The organism is Flavobacterium gelidicaeli (assembly GCF_013294005.1).
Classification (GTDB): Bacteria; Bacteroidota; Bacteroidia; order Flavobacteriales; family Flavobacteriaceae; genus Flavobacterium.
Genome location: NZ_JABSNK010000015.1, coordinates 45,380 through 62,451, shown reverse-complemented (window position 1 = coordinate 62,451; position 17,072 = coordinate 45,380). Strand labels below are relative to the sequence as shown.

Sequence of the window (17,072 nt, the reverse complement as noted above, 5' to 3'; positions counted from 1 at the left end):
TTAGGATCTCATTAAAAGATTCTTGCATTGGGATAAGATTTTAAAATACAAATATCCTTATTTAAATATTTCCCCACAACAATATGTATTGATCCCTAACAATTCTTTTCTGGCGTCATTGGCGGGATGGATTAATATTAAATCTCTTCCCGGAACATTTCTCAAATGCAAGTGCCAATTAAATTTTGGGCTAAACCGCTTCTGCAAAACATATTCTCCTTCCGGAATACAAGAGATACGCCTTTGGTTTCCCAACCAAGGCAATTCGATGGTATAACAAACTAATGTGCCGTTCCATTCTAGCATCCCTTGCGTTCCTTCAGGAAAATAGATTCTGGTTAATACCAAAACCATCTTACAATCCGCTTACGCTAACCAAAGCTAACGGGTTGTAGGATCCATTTTTCAAAGGATACATCTGGCCATTTACCTGTTGATAAAACTCAACACCTAAAGCCAAAAACAACGGTTTTGTGCTGTTTGGCGTGACCGGGTTTACATGACTAATCGCCGCTGTTGCAGTCATATCCCATGGAAGAATAGCAGTTTCAGAATTCGTTGAAACGAAAGTCTCTGCCTCAAAATCAATTTCAGCACCAGCTGAAATAATTTTGAAATGGGTCGTTCCTCCTGGAGCTGCAATCATATTAACGGGAATAAACGAATCCAAATCAACGCTGATATCTCCAGATACTCTGTCGATTATCCCTACATAGGGAGCAAACAAACTGGTCCCCAGTTTCCCTCTGATGTTGAACTCAAAACCAGCAAGCAACTTTGCTTCACCATCAATTACATTTCGTAACCCACGCTCGCTTATGGTATCGGCCTGAATCACTTTTACCATCGCTTGGGTAAGTCGACTCACCACTCTACCGTCTGCAGAATTTAGAAGTAAGACTCTCAGAGCCGTTCTTAAAGTTTTTCCGGCCTTGCCGGCTCTTCCAAATTCAGAACCGTTCTCACGTGTTCTTTGAAACGCAGGATCATTTTTGATTCTGCTGGCATCGATGCCTCCTTTTTCACGTGCCAAATGCCCGTCTTGGGTTTTGTAAAAAGTAATATCTCCAATAGTACCTTTCAACTTAATTATGCCTTTCTGTCTTGCCATAATTCCTAAAATTTAAGTTTATAATTTGTTTTAAAATCGTTTCAATTTTCAACCGGTTGCAACACTTATCAATTGATTTGAATACAAATTTTAGCCAATTAAATCACATTAAAAAGACCTCGGCGAGCAGATGGCAGGATCAGACACAGATGGCATAAATCGACATAAATGACACTTGTGAGTTCGTTACGAGTTATAAACTTCTATATGCAATTACATATAGATTGTGTTTTAGCAAGTAAATTATATGCTTTTACATATAATTTACTATATTTGTTCTAATTCGATGTAAATGCATATAATCATGATAACACTAGCAGACTTTGTAAAAGAAAAAAGAAATGAAGTAAACCTTACCCAGGAAGCATTTGCAGAACGTGCTGGAGTGGCGCTGACCGTTATTCGAAAAATAGAACAAGGCAAAGAAAATCTAAATCTCGAGAAGGTAAATCAAGTGCTCCGAATGTTCGGGCATACCCTCGCACCGGTTAACGCAAGAGAATTATCCAAAAATGAAAAGAAAGAATAATGAGAAAGGCAGCAATATATTATAAAGACGTCTTAGCGGGAATACTCACCGAAACAGATGAAGGAGACTATATCTTTCAGTATGAAGAACAATACATAAAGAAACATCCCAAGCAGTTCATTACGTTTACGATGCCAGTAAGTCCTAAAACATATACCGACAAACGATTATTCCCCTTTTTTGAAGGACTAATTCCTGAAGGCTGGCTACTGGATATCGCATCCAAAAACTGGAAAATCAATCCCAATGACCGTATGGGATTACTCTTGGCCTGCTGCCAAAATTGTATCGGTGCCGTCAGTGTTCAACCAATACCAAATGAAAATGAGTAAGAAATGTGTATATTGTTATCAGATAGTAGAGGATACAATTGGAGGTGATTTTCACGAGCAATGTAGCTTAGCGTTTTTTGGAACAAAACACCAACCTGCATTTGAACATACCCTAAAACAAATGACCGCCTTAGCACTAAATGTAGTGGAGCGAAGCGTAGCTGTACCCGGGGTACAACCCAAATTATCACTATCAATAGTAAATGACACGATTCAGGACGGGAATAAAGGACGTCTTACCGTGGTAGGTGCTTTGGGCGGTAATTATATTTTCAAACCGCCATCCGAACAATTCCCTGAAATGCCCGCAAATGAACATCTAACGATGCGCATTGCAGAAGCTTTTGGAATTAACACTGTAAAATCAAGCTTGATCCGACTACAATCTGGCGAGCTTTCCTATATTACCAAACGCATTGATAGGACAGCTACTGGAGAAAAAATCCACATGCTCGACATGTTCCAAATCACGGAAGCTTTTGACAAATACAAAAGCTCGATGGAAAAAATAGGCAAAGCCATCAACGAATTCTCAGACAACACCTTACTGGACAAACTATACTTTTTGGAATTAGGTATTTTCAGCTACCTGACCGGAAACAACGACATGCACCTGAAGAACTTCTCGATGATCAATACAGGGGATAGTTGGACATTGGCTCCAGCCTATGATCTGTTGAACGTAGCCATAGTAAACCCAGACGACACCGAAGAACTAGCCTTAACTCTCGATGGAAAAAAGAAAAAACTAAAATGGGAGCATTTCCAAACACTAGGAACAAACCTTGGTCTTAACGAAAAACAACTAAAAGGAATAGTAAAACGATTCCAAAAAAACAAACCAATTGCCATACAATGGATCGATAATTCATTCCTATCTGAAGCATTCAAAGAAAAATACAAACTACTATTAGAGGAAAGATACAGCAGTTTATTTCAGCCTAAGTAAACAAGCACTTTTTTGTTTAATTTTACTTAGAAGTTTAGATAATAGAATTTTAAAGTAAGCCAAAGCCCAATCAAAGCTATAGATAGAGTATGAAAGCAGCAACCACGAGATTGTGTATCTACCCTAAAGACATACAACGTATTACCGGCAAGAGTTATCGCCAAAGCATTAGACTGTTGCAAAACATCAGAAAGGAGCTTAACAAGCTCCAAAATGAGTTTGTGTCAATAGAAGAGTTCTGCCAGTACACCAGTCTAAAAATGGAACAAGTTGAACCTTTAATTATTGGGTAGTAACTTTATTTAACCTCATCAAATTTTGAACTTTACTAGGCTAATAACTTGTTCAATAATCGGTTCATTTACATGTTCATTTACATGTTCATTTTTTAGTGTGGTTTATCCTCAAAAATTGTAATAAATCTGCAATATTTTGTATATTTACTGATCACAAATTGATAGAATACATTACGATTAAAAAGGGGGTAATTTCGGTTACCCAATTATAATTTATATTTTAAAATACTGATTATAAGCGATATATAGAGAATTGTAAAATCCCTCTTTCTCCGCGGAAAAAAACCCGAAATGAAAGTTTCGGGTTTTTTGTTTTTATTATCTTTTAAAAATTTATTAAGAAAACGCTATACCAATTCCTTTTTTAATTTAATAATCCACGTTTTGATTTTAGATGTCGCAAGTAAAGTTATGGCGCTATTTAATTTTATTTGAGTTTGCAATATGCCATTAATTATACTTTTTTGATATTCCTTATTAGCGAGTAAAGCAATATAATCTGTTATGCTATGTTTATAGATTTCTAATATTGAGAACAACCCAGTAAAATCAATTACTTAATTCGAAAAATTTAAGGCTAATTTTTCATAATGACTTTTGTCGCCAATTGTTTTATTATTTAGAAGTTGTTCTTCAAATATATTTTTCAAATCGGATGGTACAGATGTTTTAATAAGCATTTAGTAGATTTGCACAAATTTATATAAGTTCGTTACTATCGATAAGTAGGATCATCATAATTTCATAAAATCTCCCAAGTATTAAATTACCTTGTTCTTTTAATTCGTAGTGACCAAATAAGAATCGGAGCTACGGTTAATTTATTTTCAGCTTTATATCTTCTCGCCAAAATAGGGAAGCCTAATCCAAAAGTATTAATTTCTTTTTCAGATTCAATTGCTTCTGTCTGATTGATTAAGTTTTCAAAAGCTTTTGTGATTTTTAAAAGTTGTGTCTGATCTACTTCAAACAATGAATTTAAGTCTAGTACATTGTCTTTCCAAATAATTTTAAATTTCAATGGCAGTTGCGATAAAAATTCTTTTATGAAATTATTAATGAGATCAGGATCAATAGTCGAAAGTCGGTTCAAGTCAAACTTGTATCTTGAATTTGAAGTAATGGCGTTTCAATGAATACCTCTTCGGTTACCAATTTTTAATCGAGTCTGTAATTCAAATAATAGTTTTTTTTTATAATTCCATATTTTCTATTACAACAAGTAAATTACTTTTTCATACGTCTCTGTTCTAGTTAACTTTGACACTACTAAATAATTTAACTACTTGAAATTTTTACTTTGTTTCTTATAATGTACTATTTTCTATTTAATAGCTATCCACAAACAGAAAGGTTTTTTTGTGAATTTAGGAAAACACTGTAAAAATTTAACTATTTGGGTGCAATTAATTCTTGCTTTTTTTTCATTAAAAAGGGTAGCATATTATCATAATCTACAGTGATGAAGTTTTAATACTGTATTGCACATCCTAATTTTAGCCAAATATATAGAAAACAATAAGTTTTTCGGGAACTATTTACATGTGATCTAGATGAATTATTTTATAATTATTTTCAGCCTTTATCCGTTGGAAAATAGCTACTGAAAAATCAAATAGGTACTCAGGCACAACCATTATTGCTGTCCATAGCAATTGCTATTTTTTTTTCGAAGATGTTGTAATAGTTAACAGTAAAACAACAGCAACCACAATATCAACAATATTCCAAACCGTTCTACCCAACGCTATTTTGATAAACGGCTGAAATAAAATCGCTAAACTGATATATATAAAAACTTCACTTTTATTTTTTTTATCAGAAGCTCTATATGCCAAATAACTAAAAACCAACATGCCAGCAAACCGAACAAATTGAAAATAACCGTATGGCAAGGGTAGTAAACAGGAGAGTAGAAGAATTGATAGGGTGATTTTTAAATATTTTGTCATAGGATTGAAAAAAAGACCTCCTTTAATGGAGGTCTTATGAAAATAATAGTAAGAGTTAATTTAATTATTATTCTTTTGGTTCAGGAAACATTATCGAAAGTAAAACAGATAATAACAAGATTCCACCAATAACCAATAAGGAATAGATTGATTCGATATGGTAAAAAGGAGAAATTATCATTTTTATACCAATAAACGATAGTATAAAAGCTAAACCATACGTCAGTTTGCTAAATAAATGAATAAAATTGTCTAAGAGAAAAAATAGAGCTCTCAATCCAAGTATTGCAAATATATTTGAAGTATATAATATGAATGGGTCATTTGATATTGCAAAAATTGCAGGTATAGAATCTACAGCAAAAAGTAAATCTGTAAATTCAATTACAGCCACGACAACTAGTAAAGGCGTAGCAAGTTTCTTTCCGTTTTCGAAAGTGAAAAATTTGTCACCATCATACTTATCGCTCACATTGAAAAATTTTCTAATTAGGCGAGCTCCTCGAGTATTATTGTAATCTTCATCATCATCTTCATCACCAGCTGACCAAGATTTGATACCTGCGTAGACCAAGAATAAACCAAATAATGTCATTATAATATTGATGTCATATTTAAATCCTGCTACACCAAAGTAAGATAATATTTTATTTAAATAGGTTAATTCAATTAAGAATGCTCCTGAAAAAATGAAAATGGCACGTAGTACTAAAGCTCCGATAATACCGTAAAATAATACTTTGTGCTTGTTTTTATTGGCAACATCAAAGAATTTAAATACTAAAATAAATACAAATAAATTATCTACTGATAATGCTTTTTCAATCCAATAAGCAGACTGGAATTCATAAAATTTTGCTGCTCCGGCATAGTAATAAACTAAGCCGCTAAATAACATAGATAGTGAGATCCAGACTATAGACCATGTAACAGCTTCTTTATTACTAACCTCGTGGCTATGTTTACTAAATAATCCTAAATCAATTAAAAGCATAATAACTATTGCTATTGTAAAAGTTACTATTAGCCAAGGGTGTTCTGTTAAAATTGGGTGATCGTTCATAGGGTTGTTATAAAATTGTTTTGATTAATGTTCTCTTATTTATTTGCCATTGTTATTACTACTAATCGTCCAACATCTTTTTTAGATAATAAAAGTTTTTTACCATCGGTTAATTCTACCATTGTGTTGATAGGGATTTCTTTGTTAAAGGTTTGTCCTATTAGTCAAATTATTACTTTATAAATTCTCATTCAATACCTAATTTAAGTATGTTCATTGCAAAATTTAGATTAGCTTCACCTATACCTGACGTAGTAATCCCAATTACTTCTCCATTCATATTAAACAAAGGTCCTCAGCTACTTCCATTAGTTATTTCAGCTGTTATCTGTATTAGTTTGTCATTTTCTCGATATGATGATATGATTCCTTTTGACAGCGTATGTTCCAAGCCTTTTGGATTTCCTATTGCAAAAACATCATTTCCAGTCCCTAATTTAGTATTGGCCAATTTTAAGAATGGAAAATCATTATGATCATTTTCAACTTCAAATACAATAAAATCAAGCTCTTTATTAGACTTAATAATTTTTCGTATTTTATATTGATGATTATCAATTGTCTTTATTATAGCATCTTTTCCTATCCCTCCTTCAAAGACATGAAAGTTACTAACACCAATACCAGAAGCTTGAATAAAAAAGCCGGTACCCTGTGCGTACTTATTATTCCCCTTTGGAACTGCAATTAAAAAAACTGCATTTTTATTCTTCTCGTACATTTCAGCAAGAGTTGCAACGGGTAATATATCAATATCTTTTCCCGAAACTCTTTCTTCTACATTAGCGCTCTCTTCTGGTTTTATTACCTCAATTTCTGTTGAAACTTGAGACGCTTTGTCATTATCTGATCCTTTAGTAAAGTCATTAATACATTCTCCATTTTCATTATATACATATGCAAAAATTTCTCCACTCGTAATTTCTTTAATGGGATCGTAATCTTCATTAAAAAGCTCTACATAACTGTTGGGTAATTCATGTAAAGCATTTACATACTTGTTCGTTTGATTATTTACTCCAATCAACCTAACTAATGTTTTATTTTCTAATTCAATAGTTGAATTATTAATCACATTCTGTACTAGAAATAACTTTGGACTGGAACAGGATATCAATATTAGATTCAAGCAGAATAGAATGCATGTTTTTTTCATAACTAATTATTTAGATTTAAAAAATTAATTGCAAAATCAACTATTCCCAAAAAAATAATTCCGAAACCCAAAACAGCGCATGATAAGGATATAATTTTTTTCACGGCCTTTTTATTCTTAACCTTTTTGTTTATTAGTATAGGTAATATTAACCATATAAAAAGTCCTGCAATAATTTGTATTATATGTATCATTAGTAATATAAAAAGGAGTATCAATAGTATTCACTGATACTCCAAATTAAAAAATCTATTAACCTTTAAGAATAAATTCAGCTCTGCGGTTTTCACCTTGAGTGGGATATTTTGTAGAGATTCCTTTTCCTTCATAAGATAATCTTTCTGCAATAATCCCCTTAGAAACTATATAATTAAAAATAGCTTTAGCTCTTTTAACAGATAGTTGCTGATTCACATTTGTACCTCCTACATTATCAGTATATGCAATTATTGAAATTTTCAATTCTGAATTGTTTTTTAAGACATTTACCAAATTGTCCAATTCTACATTTGAAGATGTAAAGTTTGCGGCTCCAAAAGGAAATTGATATATATTGTAGAATTCCCCATTCTTGTATGGCAAATCGTTGGAAGATTTCCCGTTTTCTGAATTTGTTCCAGCTACAGCACTTTCATTTGAAGCAGCATTATCCGTTTTTACATCATTTGAGGGTGATTTTACTTTAGAATTGATATTGCTGTAATCATCACTCCTTGAAAGACTTTTATTAGCTACTTTAGAACTATCTTTTACTTCACTTACAATATTTGATAACTCTTCCTCATTATCGTTTGACTTAATTATGGAAACAGATTTAGTTTCATTCTCATTGTTATTAACTTCTTTTGAGTCTAAGAAGAAATAGCTACTAGCGACACCTACTAAGATTAATCCAGCCAATAGAAATATCCATTTCTTTGATTTCTCAGGATTCTCAACAATTGGGTCAGTGTTAGTAACAGCAGGAATGTCTATATTATTTTTTGATAAGTCAAATTTGCTTTTAGAATCCTCACTTTTATTTAAATTGAATGCCATATTATAATTTTTAAGTTAGTTATGTATACATGTCTACAAGTGTTTGTAAACTTCCGTTATGAGCTCTGCCCATCGCTTCAAACTCCCATGTATTACCAACTCGGAACAAACGACCAAATTCAACGGCATCTTCATTGATAAATTGCTTAGCTAAGTCATAACGAACAATTTCCTCTCCAGTTTGTTCATTAATTATCCTTATATAACAATCATCTACCATCCCAAAGTTTTGAGATAATGTTCTTATATCTTTTTTATTATCATGTGGATATTTACAAATCGAAGCACAAATGATTATTTGCTCAATATCAGAGTTTACTTTTGACAAGTCAAAAATCATATCTTCATCATCGTTACCATCACTTCTTCTTCCGTCAGGATCATCAATAGCTCCCAAAATGGATTTATCCGCAGTAATTGGCCTAGAAAAACCCTTTTCTATCTCATCTTCAACGCAATTTCCCATGCGAACTTGACCGTAAAAAACAAAATAGCTGTCAGATGGAATTTTATAGTTACTATTTATTGCGAATGCTGAAACATCCAAATCAAAATCTGGACCATGTGGTTCTTCATTTGGATTCCATCCCATTCCTATGCGTGCAATTGTTAAACCCGGTGCTGACTTGCTAAGAGAAAACCTTTCACCTTTACTTAAATTAAAACTACTCATAATTATTTATTTTAAATTTATTACTTACAATACAAATCTACAGTTGCTTCAAGCCCTCCTGAAAATGCCTGACCCATCGCTTCAAATTCCCAATCAGAACCATTTCTATAGAGACGACCAATAATCAATGAATCACAACCAGAAAAATTTTCACTTAATTCATACTGACAAATAATCGAATTATTTATACTGTTATAGATACGGACACTTGGATTAATTGTAGCATCAAAATTAAAACCTTCATCTATATTATGAATCGTAATTGTAACGATCATTTGAACACATAAAGAACTTACTTGGGAAAGATTGATATCTATTGTTTCATCATCACCAACACTGGCTCCCGTCCTGTTATCACCATTATGTATCACTGAATTATCTTCGCTACTTAGGTTATTGAAAAACACGAAATACTTATCATTTGGAACTTTTCCGTTTTCTCCAAGCATAAAAACTGAAGCATCACAATCAGGTGATTTACCATTGATTTGTACATCATCCCAACTTAAACCAACTCTAACATTATTTAACGAAGGAACTGCTTGTGTAAGGTTAATTGATTTTTTCTTTTCTAGATTTATCATTATATTTTTCTTTTTAAAAGTTTATTTATTTGTTTTTCCATATTTACCTAATTATGATGACGTTATAGCAAAATCAACCGTTAACCTTTTTAAAATGAGGCTGATAACAAATCGACTTTCTTGTTCCTGATCTTTTTATTTTTTAGGAATAGGCGGAGGAGGTGGAGGATATTTATTACTCTTTGTTGGCAGTATTACTTGGGGTGTTTTTTGTGGTGGTGGTAAAGTAATCTTTTGCGGTATATTTATTATTGGCGGTGTTTTTATTTTTGGAGGCACGTTTAAAATAGGAGGAGTATTTATTCTTGTAACTGAATTCACTACTATTTTACTTCTTTGGACGGGAGGTGGAATAGTAATGACCGGGGGGGATACGTTAGTGTTTTTTATTGCCATGTATCCAGAATTAGCTATTTTAGAGAAAATTAATTTCATAGCATCATTACTTTGTACTTTTTCGACACCTATAACATTCGGGTATTTACTTAGTAATTTTTTTAATAAATATGAAGTATTTATTTCCTTACTCCCTAATAATATTATTGTGTTACTGATAGACGTATTATTTACTTTTAATAAGTCATCAATTGTTGCATACATAATGTTATCATTAGATGAGTACAATAATCTCTCATTCAAGCTAATTTTGTTTACTTCAAAAAAATATTCTTTTCCATCTGTAAGAGTTGCTTTTCCTTTGATTATAGTTGTGCTTTTTTCTAATAATTCAGATGAATAAGCGAGTAACATAGCAATTTCATGTTCTTTGTTAACTGTTAAATATGAATTTTGTATAAGTATATCTTCAAGAATCATATCTGCTAAAATATTTATTCTCACATCAGCACCCTGACCTAATAATTTTGATAAAGCCTGTGCTGGTTCTTTTATATCTTTAAAGAGTTCTAGATAAAGATCGTTATTGATGCCATTAAGTAGTAAAACAGACATATTGCTTTTTATAATAGCATTAATGGATAAAGTCTGTAATAGTGATTTGTTAAAATTAACTCTTTCAATATTATCGTATCCAGCTTCTAAGAATAAATTTTCAATTAAAGATTTTTCGTTTTCTTCTAAATCTGTGTCAAACCAAAAACGTAAGGGGAAATTTTGTCGATAGGATTCGATGGAGTCATTTTTAAACAAAATAGCATTAATGAAATGTGATAAATACTGCTCTATTCCATAGTAAAGCAATTGTTTAACTGGTTTTGCGTTACCATAAATATTAAAATGTTGCGTTGGATTTTTTATAATTTCAAAATAATTTCCAAATGCATCGGGGTGGTTTGAATTAAATCGCTCTTTGGCCATAGCATTTCCAAAAATAAAATCATTCCCATTTACATAAAAATATAATGGAATTTCATTTAAATCGTTCCTTACTAATGGTGCATAAGGGTTTCTTTCTGATTGATACCAAAAAGAAACCTTATACTTTGAAATTTTTATTAGTACACAAAATGTCATCTATACTTAAGAATTACGAATTGCTTTCATCAAATGATTTTCAAAAAACTTCATACCTTCTAAAATAATTATAGGTATGACGTAATCAAATTTCTTCTGATCTTTTTTTCTTTTTTGTGCTTCTATAAATTCTGACTCTCCTTTAATATAGTTTACTATGTTCATATCGAGAAAGCCAGCCATAAATTCATTTTGGCTCATCTTCAGTCCAAACATTGAAGAGGATACTTTATAAAACAAATCAGCAAAATCCATAAATCTCGGACAAGGTTGCTTACCTTGTGGAGGAAGACAAATAAAGTAACCTCCTATATTTTCCATCATTTCAGGAGTGATAGAATTGGAAGATTCTAAATATTTAAATTCTCCTGTAGAAGTTACAATACAAAAATTTTCTTCCCCTAAAACTTCGATTGCAGTTTTATTTCTTGGGACTAATATTCTTGTTTGATCTGTTGGTATTGCTAAACCTTTTGATACTTCATATTTTACATCTACATTATTATCAGATTTCTGGCCATTAATGTCGATAATCTGAAGTGGATTTATACTTATAGGTCTAATAGTTATTCTTGCGATGGCCTCACCTCCAATGCCTCTTATAAACATTTGGGTGTAGTAATCATTTGCTGCTTTTGGATTCACAGCATTGAACCAATCAAATATCCTCGCTCCTTTACCCGCAAAAGCTATTCTTATTTTTGGAGCAAGTGCTTTAACAGCTGCTGGAGCATCCTCTGATTTAACAATTTCTGCTCTTAATTTCTGAGTTAATTGACCTGCGTAAAACATAATCATGCCAGTGACATATAAGTTTACACTCATCATCTCTTTACATTCGGCAGCTATTAATCTATAAAAATCATCAAAATCAGACGCATCTAACCTATCAACCACTTGTTCAAAATAATAGGATGCTGTATTTTCTGTAAATTTATTAATAGGAGTATTTAAACCTTCAATTTTAATTTTCTTCTTTTCACACATTTTCAATAACACCGATTTGAAGTTTGGTGAATACCTAGTTGCATCTGCAACACGTTGAGCGGCAAATCGGATAGAATTTTGCTTTATCATGGCCTTCCCTCCATTCATTTGACATAAAGCAGATATGTCAGTAGTGCTTCCACCGATATCAAAACAAAGTACTAGTTCATCTGGTCCTAATTCGATACCTTTTCCAGGTCTAAGTAAATAGTTTGCAACTGCACAAGCTTCAGTTAATGACTCTTCATTATCTAATTCTTTAAAATCAAAACGGATTGGACTAGTTTCAGTAGCAATATCAACTACTGTACTTACATTTTGCTTCGTATTACTATCACCCCAGCCTGAATCCACTGGCATTAGTATAGACTCTGGTGCAGTACCCCAACTGTTATTGCCGCTATCAGATGATCCCCAGCTGGAATTTTCCTTATTCCCTTCACTGCTCCAAGAGTTTTCTGAAGAAGTATCACCAAGATCTGAAAGATCTGAAGGAGGAAAGATCACTAATGGCTTGGAGTTACTTATAATTGGGTTAATTTCTTTTAAAGAATCCCAAATACCACGATAGGTTGATAACAAATCTTTGCCCATTGAGGACGGGTAAGACCATTTTAATGTTTTTGGTTCATGATTTTCTATAAAAAGCTGAGCATAAACATGTAGCAGCAAAGAACTTAAATATGCCTTTTTATAACTTTTGTCGATACTTTGAGTCGACCATTTCATGTTGTAAACTATTTCAGCTTTTCCAGCTCTATTATAATTTAAAGTATATAAATTGTTTTGAGCACTTTCAATTGGTAGGTTTTTTTCAAAGCAGGGAAATCCTCCTTTTACAATTTGCGAAGCCAAAGAATCAGATGATATATTGTCTTCATTTACCAATCTTCTTGTATCATGGATAGTTAAAACTGACTTTATTGAATTAGTAATTATTTCGTCATTTTGAAAAAAGAAGATTTCGTCTTCAACAGCTGGTCTTTCATCATTATTTTTTGCATCATCAGAAAGAAGAGAAACCCTTCTGTTCTTTAATATAAGATTATCGCAAACGGAATTTGTCCCTTCAGAATAATAAGCCACGGATGAATTAGTACTTCCAAAATCTACACCTAATTTGGCTCCAATTAAATCTTTAGTTATAGAAAGCATATTATGTGGTAAAACTGTATTATCAGTAGCATGATATCTTATAATACCAAAACCACAATCGATACCATTGAATGCAAACTTTATTCCTTTAAAAGGTTGATTACTCTCGTATATTTCGTATTTGTAGGCGTTGTCTGCGATAGCAGGATTTGAACTAACATGCAATTCAAATTTAATATTTTTACTGTTTTTATCAGTAAGTAAAGTCGATTTTCCTTTATCAGCAAGATAAACAGGAACTCCTTTTTCATCTAAAATAATTCTAAAGTAAGGATCATTAACATCGCCAATGAAAGGAGTTGCCTGAAATTTTATATCATTATGAGGGATTTCCGAATAAAGGAAATATCTATTCCATTGTTTTGAAATAAAGTTCGGCCACATCAATATATCTTTACCCTTGATAGTCTCGTGATTTACATTGTATTTTAATTCTTTTGTTATTAAAGCCCCAGTTTTAGTATACAAATTCAGTTTAACAGTTAATTTTTCACCATCTTTATCATTAGGGTCATATATTGCTGTTATTCTTGATTTTACATTCGAATTGTCATCTAAACCAACTAATGCATCAAGCTGTGAACCAAATAAATTTAAGGCTAATGGAGTCAGCGGTAATGTAAAAAAGCTATAATCGTTAGGTTGTCCTAAGGTTGTTGCTTCTAATAATAGAATTGGTTTTGATTTTAAATAATTTTTTATTTCTGCACCACCAAACCTTATTCGAGCAATTTCGGTAGTATCATGTAACAAGAGGTCTTTGGGATCAAAAGCTATACTACCCTCAGTAGCATCACTAGAAATTTGACCGTCTAAACCATACAATTCAGTAGAGTAATTGAAAAGGAGATTAAAAGGATATTCGAAAATTGAACCAACTTCTGGAGGAGAAGGGTTCTCTAACCTTGGGTATCCTTTAGTCTCTTGATATTTAATCATATCAGACATCCAATTTTGGATGCAGCCTGACAAATTACTGTAATCTGGTTTTAAAAACTCTTCTAAACCATTAAAGTTATTTCTGAATTTTTCAATATTATTTAAAATATGTTTAGCATATCCATAAATATTTGAAAGTTCTTCAAATTTTAATTCAGATTGTAATGGGTCTATAAACTTACCATTAATAACGTTAATAAATGGGAGTTTTTCTTTTATTTTATATGATACTGCAGTGAATAGGAATGAATCAGGAGATGTTCCTCCTACTACGTCACCCTTAAACTTAATAACATCAATAAAAGGAATTTTGTCTGTATTATTTGATAATGATTGATCACACCATAAAGGTTTTCTTTCAAAAAGAACATTACCAAATGCACCTATTGGTTCATAAATATTTTCCGTGTCCATTATTGTCTTACCATCAGTATAAGACAAATGAACTCTTTCTATTTCAAAATCTTTATAGTTTAAAGCAATGCAACTGACAAAACCTTTCCATTCACTTATTAACGATTTGTAGAAAAGCATAAGGCCTATAGCCTCTGCTTTCATATCTGTAACGTTATCCAAGGCATTTCGAAACATATTGGCTCTGGCGTACACAGTTGGCATACCAGATACTATAGAACCAATATCTACTGAAGTATTTCCATCTTTATCAACTCCAATTTCTGGAATAACAATGCTTTTTGTAAAAACTTGTATTTGAGGTATTTTGTCCCAAGCATATTGAACACCACTTGGTTCATCTTTAGTCTGAACTTTTATAGCAAGTGCCTTTATTTGATTATCTGCCATATTTTTAAATTTATTTTGTTAATTCTGCTTGAGATTCAGTAATGGCATTATAAATATGAGCCATAAACTTTTCTTTGACAGTCGATACTTTTTGCTCTTCTTTGTAATTTTGTTTTATAAGCTGGTCTTTAACGAAAGTATCATACCGATCTGACATTATTCCTCCTTTGGGCCAATGATATTTAGCATCACTAAATAGTGTTCCTACATCTAATTTTTTTAATTCATTCGAGGTGTCAGGAAAAGCTTTACTATCAAACATAAATGTTCCTGGAGCAACTGTATTTCTTATTTGATACAGCCAACCTGGAATAAACTTTTCATTTTCAAAAGTGTAGGCAAATTGTTTGAAATAGTTATTTATATCATCACAATCGTCATCAGAAATAGAATTATATTGGGTTAATTTTTGTCGATCACATCTTGTAATAAAACCTCTTATTCCAGAATCCCCAGTAGAAGCTTTATTTATGGTTAGAGATATATGTGCCAATGAGAAAAAGGCTCCTAATCTATTGGCAAAAGTTTCCCCAGCTTTATTTTCATTACCAACGAAGTCATTAAAAGAAAAATTAAAAGAATTGTTTTTAAATTCGACTGCTTTGTAGACATACTCAGCATCTGCAGTTGAATCATCCATTCCTTTTTTACGTGTAAAAAAATCATAAGCTGCACAAGCACTTAGTAGCTCAGTGATATGACATGGGTTTTTTTGATTTGCCCCGCCTGTTTCTGTTTTTTCTTTACCTTCTTCGTCTACTTTTTTACTTACTATGGGCCAACCAATATGGTATAAAGTTTTATAAGTCTTTTTTACCGTAGGGTCACCTTGATAAAATTGTAAAGCGGCTTGACTATTTAAAGGAAAGAATGAAGAATCTGCGATTACACTATCTCGTTTTGTTGATTTTTGATTATTATCAGGTTTCTTAAATGTAAAATATTCAGTTAGTAAAGTTGCTCCAAATTTTACTTTTGAGAAGTCAATATCTGATTTACCTCCGGACCTAATTTTGATAAATTCTTGAAGAGCTTTGGGAATAACTGGTATGGATGATGCGCCCGTGCCTCCAAAAACAGATCCTAAAATAAACACCCTTGCATTAGCTCCTGCTTGTTCTAATTTGGACATGAAAGAGTTCAAATCCTTTTCTTCAGGTTGAACATTAACACCTTTTGCGATATTACGTGCTGCTTCGATTATACCATGATACATCAGCATTGAACCCAAGTGAGTTTGGGCACGATAACCATGAGCTAAATCAAATTCTTGCACAGAATCAGTATCCAAAAATAAATCAGATATAAGTTTGTTTTTTTGTTGCTGCGCTGGTATACCTGTAGAAATTTTAGATAAATTTTTATAATTTTCTCTGCCAGTACCTGCATAATTAGTCCAATATCTATGCAGGTTTAATTTTGCTGAAAAAAATGTATTGGCATTAGGTGTTCCTCCTTCATTTGAGCCAAAAGTTTTCACTCGATTATATAGTCGAATGAGTTCTTCAGCTTTAGCTTTATTACCATTAGTTTGGTCAGTATCTAAAGTAAGAACTTCAATTTCCTGATTGTCGAACATCCCAATACCGCATAAGTGGGTAAAGGATTCTAGGCAACGCATTCCGGTGCCCCCAATAGCTATAACAAATAATTTATCTTGACTCATCTTTTTCTTTTTTTTAATATTAAAACCAGTTTCCTACTTTACCGTTTATAAAAATTTTACTTAGTATAAACCCAACAATAATGTATACAAAGAAACCTACAACTGTTGCAATAGGTAGCACAGCCATATATTCATCAAATTGCATTTGTTTACTCTCTGCATTTGGAGCTAACACTAGCCATCCAATAGTATAAGAAACTATAGGATTAATTATAGCCATAATCCAAAACCACATTTTTCTTTTACCAGGGTCAGTTGGATTGCTACCTCCTTCAAATTTGATAGAATTTGAGATAAATGCTGCTAGAAGTATCATTGCTCCTGCAAAAATTGCTGAAATAAAGTATGTTGTCATAATGTTAAAA

The 17,072-nt window shown here is 32.2% G+C and carries 16 protein-coding genes; 3 read left to right on the top strand and 13 right to left on the bottom strand.

Translation table 11 applies throughout. The features are described from left to right. Nucleotides 1-57: 57 nt before the first annotated feature. Complete coding sequence (locus HNP99_RS16010; protein ID WP_254596880.1) at nt 58-354, bottom strand: DUF5675 family protein; 297 nt, start codon at nt 352-354, stop codon at nt 58-60. Nucleotide 355: 1 nt separating this feature from the next. After that, nucleotides 356-1,111: a hypothetical protein gene (locus tag HNP99_RS16005; protein WP_173854456.1), complete on the bottom strand. Its 756-nt coding sequence runs from the start codon at nt 1,109-1,111 to the stop codon at nt 356-358. 304 nt (nt 1,112-1,415) lie between these two features. On the opposite strand from HNP99_RS16005, the gene HNP99_RS16000 reads away from it, so the two are divergent. Genes HNP99_RS16000 through HNP99_RS15990 form a run of 3 tightly spaced genes read left to right on the top strand, consistent with a single transcriptional unit; the run spans nt 1,416 to nt 2,921 of the window. Next, a complete protein-coding gene (locus tag HNP99_RS16000) occupies nt 1,416-1,640 on the top strand; it encodes a helix-turn-helix domain-containing protein (RefSeq protein WP_016991033.1) in 225 nt (74 codons plus the stop codon). Then, nucleotides 1,640-1,972 (top strand): HipA N-terminal domain-containing protein, encoded by a 333-nt coding sequence (locus tag HNP99_RS15995; RefSeq protein ID WP_016991032.1) that lies wholly within the window; start codon nt 1,640-1,642, stop codon nt 1,970-1,972. The genes HNP99_RS16000 and HNP99_RS15995 overlap by 1 nt, the downstream gene beginning before the upstream one ends. Then, nucleotides 1,965-2,921: a HipA domain-containing protein gene (locus tag HNP99_RS15990; protein ID WP_463671063.1), complete on the top strand. Its 957-nt coding sequence runs from the start codon at nt 1,965-1,967 to the stop codon at nt 2,919-2,921. The genes HNP99_RS15995 and HNP99_RS15990 overlap by 8 nt, the downstream gene beginning before the upstream one ends. Before the next feature lie 1,062 nt (nt 2,922-3,983). Here HNP99_RS15990 and HNP99_RS15985 read toward each other — a convergent pair. The 11 genes from HNP99_RS15985 to HNP99_RS15935 form a co-directional block, all read right to left on the bottom strand. Further along, on the bottom strand, nt 3,984-4,310 hold the full coding sequence (locus HNP99_RS15985; protein ID WP_173854454.1) for a hypothetical protein: 327 nt from the start codon (nt 4,308-4,310) through the stop codon (nt 3,984-3,986). Between the two features lie 565 nt (nt 4,311-4,875). After that, nucleotides 4,876-5,169: a DUF6804 family protein gene (locus HNP99_RS15980; RefSeq protein WP_173854453.1), complete on the bottom strand. Its 294-nt coding sequence runs from the start codon at nt 5,167-5,169 to the stop codon at nt 4,876-4,878. A gap of 67 nt (nt 5,170-5,236) precedes the next feature. Then, entirely contained in the window at nt 5,237-6,232 is a 996-nt protein-coding gene (locus HNP99_RS15975) for a TerC/Alx family metal homeostasis membrane protein (protein ID WP_173854452.1), read from the bottom strand. 295 nt (nt 6,233-6,527) lie between these two features. Beyond that, nucleotides 6,528-7,307 (bottom strand): S1 family peptidase, encoded by a 780-nt coding sequence (locus HNP99_RS17865; protein WP_173854451.1) that lies wholly within the window; start codon nt 7,305-7,307, stop codon nt 6,528-6,530. Between the two features lie 333 nt (nt 7,308-7,640). Continuing rightward, on the bottom strand, nt 7,641-8,426 hold the full coding sequence (locus HNP99_RS15965) for an OmpA family protein (RefSeq protein ID WP_173854450.1): 786 nt from the start codon (nt 8,424-8,426) through the stop codon (nt 7,641-7,643). A gap of 19 nt (nt 8,427-8,445) precedes the next feature. Then, nucleotides 8,446-9,099, bottom strand: a complete 654-nt coding sequence (locus tag HNP99_RS15960; RefSeq protein ID WP_173854449.1) for a TerD family protein — start codon at nt 9,097-9,099, stop codon at nt 8,446-8,448. Nucleotides 9,100-9,119: 20 nt separating this feature from the next. Then, nucleotides 9,120-9,683 carry a TerD family protein gene (locus tag HNP99_RS15955; protein WP_173854448.1) on the bottom strand — a complete coding sequence of 188 codons (564 nt, stop codon included), beginning with the start codon at nt 9,681-9,683 and terminating at the stop codon, nt 9,120-9,122. A 135-nt stretch (nt 9,684-9,818) separates the two neighbouring features. Then, on the bottom strand, nt 9,819-11,156 hold the full coding sequence (locus tag HNP99_RS15950; protein ID WP_173854447.1) for a hypothetical protein: 1,338 nt from the start codon (nt 11,154-11,156) through the stop codon (nt 9,819-9,821). A 6-nt stretch (nt 11,157-11,162) separates the two neighbouring features. Continuing rightward, nucleotides 11,163-15,041, bottom strand: a complete 3,879-nt coding sequence (locus HNP99_RS15945; RefSeq protein WP_173854446.1) for a hypothetical protein — start codon at nt 15,039-15,041, stop codon at nt 11,163-11,165. Nucleotides 15,042-15,051: 10 nt separating this feature from the next. Then, nucleotides 15,052-16,707, bottom strand: a complete 1,656-nt coding sequence (locus HNP99_RS15940; RefSeq protein ID WP_173854445.1) for a hypothetical protein — start codon at nt 16,705-16,707, stop codon at nt 15,052-15,054. Between the two features lie 19 nt (nt 16,708-16,726). After that, a complete protein-coding gene (locus HNP99_RS15935) occupies nt 16,727-17,062 on the bottom strand; it encodes a hypothetical protein (RefSeq protein ID WP_173854444.1) in 336 nt (111 codons plus the stop codon). Nucleotides 17,063-17,072 lie beyond the last annotated feature (10 nt).

What these genes read in the sequence shown, in the direction of transcription:
- HNP99_RS16010 (WP_254596880.1), bottom strand. Translation starts at nt 354, where the DNA reads ATGGTTTTGGTATTAACCAGAATCTATTTTCCTGAAGGAACGCAAGGG.
- HNP99_RS16005 (WP_173854456.1), bottom strand. Translation starts at nt 1,111, where the DNA reads ATGGCAAGACAGAAAGGCATAATTAAGTTGAAAGGTACTATTGGAGAT.
- HNP99_RS16000 (WP_016991033.1), top strand. Translation starts at nt 1,416, where the DNA reads ATGATAACACTAGCAGACTTTGTAAAAGAAAAAAGAAATGAAGTAAAC.
- HNP99_RS15995 (WP_016991032.1), top strand. Translation starts at nt 1,640, where the DNA reads ATGAGAAAGGCAGCAATATATTATAAAGACGTCTTAGCGGGAATACTC.
- HNP99_RS15990 (WP_463671063.1), top strand. Translation starts at nt 1,965, where the DNA reads ATGAGTAAGAAATGTGTATATTGTTATCAGATAGTAGAGGATACAATT.
- HNP99_RS15980 (WP_173854453.1), bottom strand. Translation starts at nt 5,169, where the DNA reads ATGACAAAATATTTAAAAATCACCCTATCAATTCTTCTACTCTCCTGT.
- HNP99_RS15975 (WP_173854452.1), bottom strand. Translation starts at nt 6,232, where the DNA reads ATGAACGATCACCCAATTTTAACAGAACACCCTTGGCTAATAGTAACT.
- HNP99_RS15965 (WP_173854450.1), bottom strand. Translation starts at nt 8,426, where the DNA reads ATGGCATTCAATTTAAATAAAAGTGAGGATTCTAAAAGCAAATTTGAC.
- HNP99_RS15960 (WP_173854449.1), bottom strand. Translation starts at nt 9,099, where the DNA reads ATGAGTAGTTTTAATTTAAGTAAAGGTGAAAGGTTTTCTCTTAGCAAG.
- HNP99_RS15955 (WP_173854448.1), bottom strand. Translation starts at nt 9,683, where the DNA reads ATGATAAATCTAGAAAAGAAAAAATCAATTAACCTTACACAAGCAGTT.
- HNP99_RS15950 (WP_173854447.1), bottom strand. Translation starts at nt 11,156, where the DNA reads ATGACATTTTGTGTACTAATAAAAATTTCAAAGTATAAGGTTTCTTTT.
- HNP99_RS15945 (WP_173854446.1), bottom strand. Translation starts at nt 15,041, where the DNA reads ATGGCAGATAATCAAATAAAGGCACTTGCTATAAAAGTTCAGACTAAA.
- HNP99_RS15940 (WP_173854445.1), bottom strand. Translation starts at nt 16,707, where the DNA reads ATGAGTCAAGATAAATTATTTGTTATAGCTATTGGGGGCACCGGAATG.
- HNP99_RS15935 (WP_173854444.1), bottom strand. Translation starts at nt 17,062, where the DNA reads ATGACAACATACTTTATTTCAGCAATTTTTGCAGGAGCAATGATACTT.